Here is a 2,824-nt window from a genome sequence, read left to right on the forward strand (position 1 = left end):
GCAGCCGGGGGACGGCGCGGCCGCCGTCCCGGCAGGCTCGCAGCGCAGCGGCCCGCCGCCCTGCGCCGGGGCCCGGCGTCCCGGCGCGCCTGCGCGGCGCGGGCGTGGCATGTCCGTCACGCGCGTCGAAGCTCCCATGCCGGGCCCCGACTCAGGCATGCGGCACCCACCGAGTCCAGGCAATTCCCGTCCCGCGTCCCGGCCCGGCCGGGGCGGCCGTCCCCGGCCCCATGCCCCGGCGCCGTCGTGCCCCGGCCCCCTGCCCCGGAGCGGCCTCAGCCCCGGCCGTCGCGCCGCCTCAGCGGCACATCAGCACGGGGATGTCGCTGTTCTCCAGGATGTGGCGGGTCACGCCGCCCAGGATCAGCTGCCGCAGCCGGGAATGGCTGTAGGCGCCCATGCAGAGCAGGTCGGCGCGGAAATCCCGCGCCGCGCCCAGCAGGCCGGCGCCGACATCCTTGGTCAGCGGCTTGAACAGCACCGGCTCGGCCTCGATCTCGTGCCAGCGGAGATAGCTGCGGATGCCGTCCACCTGCGGCCCGCGCCGCTGGTACTCGTCGGCATAGAGCAGCCGGACCTCGTTCGCCCGGTGCAGCCAGGGCAGGCTGGCGGCGATGGCGGCGGCGCTCTCGGCCGAGCCGTTCCAGGCGCAGCAGACGCGGGTGCCGATGGTCGCCGGCGCCTCCCGCGGGGCGATCAGCACGGGACGGCCGCTGTCGAACAGCACGGCATGCAGCGCGTCGGAGGAGGAGACGTCCTCATCCGCCTCCGGATGCGGCACGACCGCGAGGTCGTAGAGGCGCGACTGCTGCGCCACCACATCCTCCTCCCGCCCGGCGATGCTCTCGAAGGACAGGGTGGGGCCGTCAGTCTTCAGCGCGGTCTCGGCGCTGTTGGCCAGCGTCACGCCGCCGGAGTGATCGGCGAAGCGTTCGAACAGCGCGCGGACGCGGTTGGCGCGCTCGCCGCTCTCGCGTTCCGTGGCGGCCATCATCTCCTCGATCATGGCGCCGGAGAGGCCCTCCCCGGCCAGCGGCGCGACGTCCCGCGCGTCCACCCGGACATGCAGGCAGTGGACATGGGCGTTCCAGATGCGCGCCACCGACAGGGCGGTGGCGAGGGCGGCTTCCCCGGCGGCGGTGCCGGTGAGGGGCAGGAGCAGTCGGCGGTAGGCCATGGCGCGTCTCCCGGTGCGGGGTTGCGCCAGAATGTTCACCGGCGCGCCCGGCTGGCAAGCGCGGCAAGCTCCCGGAAACAGGAGGAAGGGGGGTTGCAGGGGAGAGGGAGTTCGCTCCCTCCTCCCCTGCGGCCGCGCGTCAGGCGTTCAGGATTTCCTGCGCGGCGCGGGTGGGATCGCCGCTGGCATCCAGCACGGCCCAGGTGACGGGCCCGTGGTCCCGCGCCGCCAGCAGGTCCAGCACCCGCGCATCGGCGTCGGAGGCATCGCCGCGCCGAGCCCCGACCCTTGCGCGCAGGACTTCCGCGGGCGCGGTCAGCCAGAGCCCGGTGAAGGGCGCGCCCGCGGCTTCGATGGCGGCGCGCTCGGCGGGGCGGAGGAAGGCGGCGTCGGCGATGACGGCATGGCCCGCTTGCACGACGGTAGCGGCGGTGGCGGTCAGCTCGGCGAAGACCGCCTGGCTGGCCGCCTCGGCATAGGCTTCGGGCGGCAGGCGCCGCTCCGGCGCGACGCCCGCCTGGCGCTTGCGGATCTCGTCGCTGCGCAGCACCAGCGCGCCCGGCGCGGCGCCCAGGTCCGGCGCCAGGGCGCGGGCGAGGCGGGACTTGCCGGTGCCGGGCAGGCCGCCCACCGCGACCAGGCGGGGCGGCGGCGGCGCCAGCATGGCCCCGGCCCGCGCCAGGTAGGGCAGCCCGGCCTCCGGCCCCCGCGCCCTGCCCATGACATGCGCGCGGATGACGGCGCGCAGCGCCAGCCAGAGCGGCAGCGCGGCCACCAGCCCGGCATCGCCGCCGCGGGCGACATAGCGGTTCAGCACCCGGTTCGCCGCCGCCCGCCCGACCCGGTGGTCCAGGTCCATCAGCAGGAAGGCGAGGTCGTAGCCGGTGTCGATGGTCGCCAGGTCCTCGTCGAATTCCAGCGCGTCGAAGGGCGTCACCCGGCCGTCCAGCAGGCAGAGATTGCCCAGGTGCAGGTCGCCATGGCAGCGCCGCACCCGCCCGGCCGCCGCCCGCGCCGCGAGGATGGGCGCCAGGCGGTCCAGCCAGCCCCGCGCGGCGGCCTCCAGGGCGGCGATGCCGTCCGCCGGCAGGCCGGCGGCGCGGCAGGCGGCCAGGTTGCCGGCCAGCACGCGCGCCATGGCCGCCGGCGCATCCACGCCGCCCGCGGGCGGCAGGCCGGCATGCAGCGCGAAGGCGGCATCGGCGATGGCGTCCAGCAGCGGCGCGTCCAGCCCGTCCCGCGCCGCGACGGCATCGAGGAAATCCGCCGCCGGCACCGGCGCCATGCGCAGCACCCAGTCCACCACCTCGCCGTCGCCGCCGAGCGCCAGGCCGCCATCGGCGGCGCGGGTCACCGGCAGGATGTCGCGGTAGAGGGCGGGGGCGCCAGGCCGGTTGATCTCCAATTCGCGGCGCAGGAAGCGTTCCCGCGCCGCGAGGGTGGAGAAGTCGAGGAAGCCGAGCGCGACCGCCTTCTTCAGCTTCCAGGCCGTGTCGGGCCCGACATAGACGGCGGAGATATGCGTCTCGACCGGGTCGGCGCCGGCGAGGCGGCGGAGCAGCGCCGCGGTTGCCGCCTGCTCCGCCGGGATCATGCGGCGGGCACCGGGCGGCGGCGCGGGCCGCCCGGCCGGCCGCGGCCGGCGGC

2 protein-coding genes are annotated in these 2,824 nt (G+C 76.7%); both read right to left on the reverse strand.

The features are described 5' to 3' along the window. Nucleotides 1-298 precede the first annotated feature (298 nt). On the reverse strand, nt 299-1,177 hold the full coding sequence (locus E2C05_RS30780) for a universal stress protein (protein ID WP_133223420.1): 879 nt from the start codon (nt 1,175-1,177) through the stop codon (nt 299-301). 139 nt (nt 1,178-1,316) lie between these two features. Then, nucleotides 1,317-2,824 (reverse strand): bifunctional aminoglycoside phosphotransferase/ATP-binding protein (locus E2C05_RS30785; protein ID WP_338045222.1); only part of this gene is annotated, 1,508 nt, incomplete at its 5' end.

Origin of the sequence: Paracraurococcus ruber (genome assembly GCF_004353985.1) — a bacterium.
GTDB classification, from domain to species: Bacteria; Pseudomonadota; Alphaproteobacteria; order Acetobacterales; family Acetobacteraceae; genus Paracraurococcus; species Paracraurococcus ruber.